This window comes from Mycobacterium sp. (genome assembly GCF_035499775.1).
Taxonomy (GTDB): Bacteria; Actinomycetota; Actinomycetes; order Mycobacteriales; family Mycobacteriaceae; genus Mycobacterium.
Window position 1 is genome coordinate 21,205 of the sequence record NZ_DATJYB010000556.1, and the last position, 6,447, is coordinate 27,651.

A 6,447-nucleotide genomic window follows, 5' to 3' on the forward strand; every position below is an offset into this window, starting at 1 on the left:
ATGGCCCGGGGGTTGTCTGCCCTCGCCCGAAAGTTCGGAACGGCGCAAGAACACTAAGGTCTGGAATCGGATTCCAGGAGGTGATCGAGTGAGCCCTCGTCCAGTCGGCAGGACTGTCCTGGCGCGAATCTGGATGCCGTTGGTTGCCGTCATCGTGCTCGGCGTGGGCGCGGTGGGCATGTGGAAGGTGCACCAGTTCTCCAATCCCCCGCCCGTCATCACCGTCAATCAGCCGGCAGCACCTCCGGAGTTCAGTATCAAACGGCTCACGTATGAGTTGTCCGGCTCCGTGGGGCAAGGGGGGTTGCTCGTCTGGGTGGACATCGACGGGCATCCGCATCGGGTTGATCTCACGACCTTGCCGTGGTCGCACACGGAGACGACCACGCTCACCGTGGTGTCCGGCAGCATCTCGGCGCAGGTTCATGGCGGTCAAGTGGGCTGCCGGTTGCGGGTGAATGGCGTTGTCCGCGCCGAACAGTCCGATAACAATCAGGACGCGCACGTCTTCTGCCTAGTGAAATCCGCATGAGCCAGCATCAGGCGGAGTATCCGACGAAACGACCCTTCGTCCCCAGAATGGTCCGCGTCTTCGCGATACCAATCATCGCCTTCTGGGGCCTTCTCGCCGTGTCGACGAACACCTTCATGCCCCAAGTCGAGCGGGTCGCAGAAGAACTCGCGGGGCCGGTGGTCCCGCACTATGCGCCGTCGCAGCGGTCGTTGCTGGCCATCGGTGCGAAGTTCCAGGAGTCCAATTCGACCAGCCTGGCCATGATCGTGCTGGAGGCCACCCGGCCGTTGGGCCAGGTGGACCACGATTATTACGACGGACTGATGCGCCGGTTCAAGCAAGACCTCAAGCATGTGCAGTACGTCATGGATCTGTGGGGGAAGCCGATCACCGCGGCGGGGGCGCAGAGCCTCGACGGCAAGTGCGCCTACGTGCTGTTGCGTCTCGCGGGCGATATCGGCCAAATGCAAGCGAATGAGTCCGTTGCTGCCGTTCGGGAGATCGTCGCCAACGACACCCCGCCGCCCGGGCTCAAGGTCTACGTCAGCGGCGCGGCGCCGCTCGCCAAGGACACGGTGGCGATCGCGAATTCCAGCTTGAATGACATCACGATCGTGACGATCTTCCTCATCATCGGGATGTTGCTGCTGGTGTACCGCTCCATCGTCACCCTGTTTGTGCCCTTGGCCGGAGTTCTGTTCGAGATGCTGGTCGCGAAGGGGGTTGTCGCAACCCTCGGGCATCTGGGGTACATCGAGCTCTCGTCATTCGCCGTGAACATCGTCGTCGCGCTGACCTTGGGAGCGGGGACGGATTACGGCATCTTCTTGATCGGCCGCTATCACGAGGCGCGACACGACGGCGAAGGCAGGGAGGAGGCGTATTACACCGCGTACAAGAGTGTAACGCCGGTCATCCTTGGCTCGGGGCTGACGATCGCTGGGGCGTGTTACTGCTTGACTTTCGCGCGCCTCAACTACTTCCACACCATGGGGCCGGCCGTTGCGATCAGCATGCTGTTCACCATCGCGGCAGCGCTGACGCTCGGCCCGGCCTATTTATGCGTGGGCAGCCTTTTCGGGCTTTTCGATCCGAAAAGCAAGGCCAAGGCGCATCTGTATCGGCGGATCGGGACGAGCGTGGTCCGGTGGCCGGTGCCTATCCTCGCGGCCAGTTCCGCTGCCGTCATGTTCGGCGCGATCTTCGTGCCGACGTACCGGCAGAACTACGACGACCGCCAATACCAACCGCGCAGCGGCTCCGCCAATCAGGGTTTCGCGGCGGCGGATAACCACTTCCCGAAGAGCAAGCTGTTCTCCGAGATGCTGATGATCGAGTCGGATCACGACATGCGAAACTCGGCTGATTTCATCTCGCTGGACCGGGCGGCCAAAGCCCTCGAGCGCCTTCCCGGCGTCGCGATGGTGCAAAGCATCACCAGGCCCATGGGCCGAGCTTTGGAACATGCCACCATCCCCTACTTGTTCACCACGCAGGGCAGCGGTAGCGGTCAACAGCTCCCGTTCAATCAGCAGCAAAACGCTAATACGGCCCAGCAGGCAGAGATCACGACGCACACTGTCACGGTCTTACGGAAAGAGATCGGCTTTTTCCAACAGATGTCGGATGAGCTGCATAAGACGGTTCTCACGGTCGAGGATCTGGAAAGGGTCACCCATGAGATGAATGAGGAAATCTCAAACCTCGACGATTTCTTCCGGCCGATCAAGAGCTATTTCTATTGGGAGCGCCACTGTTTCGACATCCCGATTTGCTGGACGTTCAGGTCGGTGTTCGACACGCTCGACCATATCGACAAGTTGGCCGAGGATATCACCGCCGCCAAAACCTCCCTCGAGGCTATCGACAGGATCTTGCCGCAAATAATCATTCAGCTGAAACTCACGGCCGACGACTCGGAGTCTTTAGCGTCTCTTTTAGTCAGCACCTACGGCCAGTCGTCTTTGCAGTCCACACAGACCGACCAGACATTCTTCGACCAGGTCAATGTGGGGCTCGACTTCGACCAGTCCCGCAGCGATGACTTCTTCTACATCCCCCATGAAGGTTTCGACAACGACGACGTCAAGACGGGTATGCAGCTCTTGATGTCGCCGGACGGAAAGGCTGCTCGGCTCATCATCACCCACGAGGGGGACGCCAACGGCCCGGATGGCGTGCTGCATGTCGAACAGTTCCCCACAGCTATAACCGCGGCCCTCAAAGAGACCTCGCTGGCTGGCGCGAGAGTTTATATCGGCGGTTCGGGATCAACCAACAAGGACATCAAGCAATACGCCGCGTCCGATCTGCTTATCGTGGCGATCGCCGCCTTCGTGCTGATCTTCTTGATCATGCTGTTCCTGACGAGAAGTCTGATGGCCGCCTTGGTCATCCCCAGTACCGTGGCTTTCTCCTACGCCGGAGCGTTCGGGCTCTCCATACTCGTCTGGCAGCACCTCATCGGCCTGCCCCTGTACTGGTTGATATTGCCACTCACGTTCATCATCCTGGTGGCGGTGGGTTCCGACTACAACCTTCTGTTGATTCTCCGTGTCAAAGAGGAACTCCACGCCGGATTGAACACCGGTCTCATCCGCGCGCTCGGCAGCACGGGTGGTGTGGTGACGTCCGCGGGTTTGGTGTTCGCGTTCACGATGCTGGCGATGCTCAGCAGCGATCTCAGAACCGTCGGTCAGGTGGGTTCCACCGTATGCATCGGTCTGCTGCTCGACACGCTGATCGTGCGTTCGTTCGTGGTGCCCTGCATCCTCCGAATCCTCGGGCCGTGGTTCTGGTGGCCGACACTGGTGCGTGCGCGTCCGCTGCCGCAGCGGTAAAGCGTTGTCACAGCGGAAGTTCGCGCTTGTCGCAGTCTGCGCACTGCTTGTCATCGCCGGCGGATGGGCGCTGCTGCGGACGAATTCACCCCGGCCGGCAACGACGCCGGCTGGCGTTCCGACGTGCCCGCTGACCACCCTGCCGCCCGAGGTGACCAACACGGTGCGGGCCATCCACTCCAATGGCCCATTCCCATTCCCACGCGAGGACGGCGTGGTTTTCGGGAACCGCGAGGGCCACCTACCCGACCAGGCCAGGGGCTACTACCACGAGTACACCGTGATCACCCCGGGTGCCCGGGACCGCTCGGCGAGGCGCATCGTCACCGGTGGATCCCCGTTGACCAATCCGCCGCAGTACTTCTACACCGGCAACCACTACGACTCGTTTTGTCTGATCTCTGATGCCGGAGGGCAGCCATGACGCCGCAGCCAGACGAACCTCTGATCTTCCGAATCGATGGCCGAAAGATCAAGTCGCCCAAGGACTTCTATCGGGAAATCGGGCGGTCGGTCAATGGCCCCGGGGGATACTTCGGACGGAATCTCGATGCGCTGGCCGATTGCCTGCGGGGCGGATTCGGCACCCCGGAGGATCGACCGTATGAGTTCGAATGGCAGTACAGCGCGGCGTCGCGACGCTACCTCAAGCACGTGCAACGTGGGCAGCGCTCGTTCTTCGACGCGGTACGGGAGGTCTTCGACGATGCCGGGGTCACGCTGAGACTTCGGTGACCTCGTCGTCTCCAGGGCGCCCGCAGCTGGCCTGACCCCGATCGGTTGATCCGTGGCCTATGAGAGTCTTGCGGCCCACGTGTGGGGGCAGGAAGGCTTGACAAGATCATGGCGACGAGGAAACGGCACAGCCCGGAGCAGGTTGTGCGCAAGCTGATGGCTGCTGACCGGTTGTTGGCCGAGGGCAAGGACACCGCGGCGGTGTGCCGCGAGCTGGGGGTGTCGGAGGCGACGTAGCACCGGTGGCGCAACCGGTTTGGTGGGCTGAAGGCCGAGGACGCCAAGCGGCTCAAGGATTCCGGCTGTCACTTTTTCATCGAAGCGACACAGAGGACTCCGCTGAACGGGTGCTTGTTCGTCGAGTCGGCGAATCGTGTGGGCGTAGAACACGTCGAGCCGGTACGGTCAGGAGATGGCCGCCCGGGGCGCTCTGATGGCCGGTATCGCTAAACAGCTCGGCCACCCACGTGGCGTGGGTGGGAGGCTGGTTGGGCTCGCGCTCAACCGAGGCAACCGCGGCTTCGTGAGCGCAGCTGTACAGGCGTTGCACGCCGACAACGATGCCATGGTGGCCGACGTCGGATTTGGCGGCGGTGTGGGCCTGAAATTGCTGCTTGACAGCGTTGGCCGGTCGGGCTGCGTCCATGGAGTGGAAGTGTCGGACACGATGCTCAAACAAGCCGCAAGGCGGTATCGGCGCGATGTCACGGCGGGGCGGTTGGCGTTGCACCACGCGTCGTTGACCGGACTGCCCTTCGCCGACGGGACCCTGAATGGTGTCCTGACGGTCAACACCATCTACTTCATCGCCGAGTTACAGGAGGCGTTCACCGAGTTGGCCAGGGTGACAGTACCCTCGGGACGCATCGTCGTCGGCGTCGCCGACCCCCAGACGATGGCGAAGTTACCGTTTACTGGCAACGGCTTTCGCCTTCGTCCCATACCCGAGGTCATCAGCATGCTGCAAAGCGCGGGCCTCACAGTGCAACACCGCCGGATCAACGCCGCGGACGGCGCACCCCACCTATTGATCGGCACGCCGGCACCGACCCAGGCGTAAGACACGCGCGTCTCGTTCTCCACAAACGAGGTCAAGGCCGCTCCCGCAAACCTGCCATTGACTAATGTCGCCATTTGGTATTGACTGCGCTCCATGACGGACGGCGCTGTCCCTTCCCGCGGATCGCTGCGATCTCGCACCGCGGCCACCATGAGTGCGTACACCATTCGGCCGATCGGCGGGCTGGTGCCCCCCGAGCGTGCCTGGGGAGTCTGGTTGTCACGCCGGCTCATAGCAAGGACGATGGCCGCATTCGGCCCGTCACTGAAGGGCACCCGCGTCGAGCAGGTCGACACCGTGTTGCCCGACGGACGGCGCGTCAAGGGCGAATGGGTTTACGGACCACGCACTCCGACCAGCGCGGCCGGGCGTGCCCGGCTGACCGATCGTGGCCGGGCTGAAGCCATCTATTACGTGCACGGCAGCGGCTACGTCGTGTGTTCTCCGAAAACGCACCGGCGCTTGACATCCTGGCTGTCGTCCCTGACGGGCTTGCCGGTGTTCAGCATCGACTACCGGCTGGCACCACGCCACCGCTTCCCGACCGCCGCCGACGACGTGCAGGCCGGCTGGGACTGGCTCGTCGACATATGTGGTGTGCCTGCGAAACAGATTGTCGTTGCCGGCGATTCGGCCGGAGGCCACCTGATCGTAGACATGCTGCTGCAACCCGAGGTTGTCGCGAACCCGCCTGCCGCGGCAGTGCTGTTTTCGCCGTTGTACGACATCACCTTCGGACTCTGCCTCGCGCGAGAGCAGGTGCGCCCCGACCCCGCCGCCCGCGTCGCCAACGCGATCCGCCTGGTCAACCTCTACCACGCCGGTGTCGATCCCAGCCACCACCGGTTGAGACTGAATGTTGCCGGCGGGCGGCCACTTCCACCGACCCTGATCCAGGCGGGCGGAGCCGAGATGCTGCAGGACGACGCCCGCCAACTCGCATCCGACATCCGCACCGCGGGCGGACGCTGCGAGCTGCAGATCTGGCCCCACCAGATGCACGTGTTCCAGGCGATGCCGCGCATGACGCCCGATGCCGCCAAGGCCATGGCCAACGTGGCGCGGTTCATTACCCACGTGATGCAGGATGCGCGCGTTCTCGCCGAAGAGGCGAGCTGACGATGTTCGGCCCTCTCGACAGGCTGCTACCCAAGTCCAACACCACCAGTCACGGCGCCTCGGCGGTGGTGACCGGCGCCGGCAGCGGGATCGGCGCGGCGTTCGCGGTCGAACTCGGCCGCCGTGGCGGCGCGGTGGTCTGCAGCGACATCGACGAAGCCGCAGCACAAAACACCGCC

At 63.0% G+C, this 6,447-nt stretch carries 6 protein-coding genes and 2 pseudogenes; all 8 read left to right on the forward strand.

Annotated elements, in window-relative coordinates; genetic code table 11:
• Positions 1 to 133 precede the first annotated feature (133 nt).
• The gene (locus VML93_RS33885) at positions 134 to 532 is read left to right on the forward strand and encodes an MmpS family transport accessory protein (protein WP_325617520.1); all 399 of its coding nucleotides are present in this window, start codon (positions 134 to 136) and stop codon (positions 530 to 532) included.
• A gap of 47 nt (positions 533 to 579) precedes the next feature.
• Positions 580 to 3,354 (forward strand): RND family transporter, encoded by a 2,775-nt coding sequence (locus VML93_RS33890; RefSeq protein ID WP_414686519.1) that lies wholly within the window; start codon positions 580 to 582, stop codon positions 3,352 to 3,354.
• A 70-nt stretch (positions 3,355 to 3,424) separates the two neighbouring features.
• The gene (locus tag VML93_RS33895) at positions 3,425 to 3,778 is read left to right on the forward strand and encodes a ribonuclease domain-containing protein (protein WP_325617521.1); all 354 of its coding nucleotides are present in this window, start codon (positions 3,425 to 3,427) and stop codon (positions 3,776 to 3,778) included.
• Positions 3,775 to 4,089, forward strand: a complete 315-nt coding sequence (locus tag VML93_RS33900) for a barstar family protein (protein WP_325617514.1) — start codon at positions 3,775 to 3,777, stop codon at positions 4,087 to 4,089. Before VML93_RS33895 ends, VML93_RS33900 begins: the two co-directional genes overlap by 4 nt.
• A gap of 108 nt (positions 4,090 to 4,197) precedes the next feature.
• Positions 4,198 to 4,386 (forward strand): annotated as a pseudogene (locus tag VML93_RS33905) (transposase); the annotation flags it as partial.
• Between the two features lie 115 nt (positions 4,387 to 4,501).
• Positions 4,502 to 5,149, forward strand: a complete 648-nt coding sequence (locus VML93_RS33910) for a class I SAM-dependent methyltransferase (protein ID WP_325617515.1) — start codon at positions 4,502 to 4,504, stop codon at positions 5,147 to 5,149.
• A 93-nt stretch (positions 5,150 to 5,242) separates the two neighbouring features.
• Positions 5,243 to 6,268, forward strand: a complete 1,026-nt coding sequence (locus VML93_RS33915; protein WP_325617516.1) for an alpha/beta hydrolase — start codon at positions 5,243 to 5,245, stop codon at positions 6,266 to 6,268.
• 2 nt (positions 6,269 to 6,270) lie between these two features.
• Positions 6,271 to 6,447 (forward strand): annotated as a pseudogene (locus VML93_RS33920) (short-chain dehydrogenase); the annotation flags it as partial.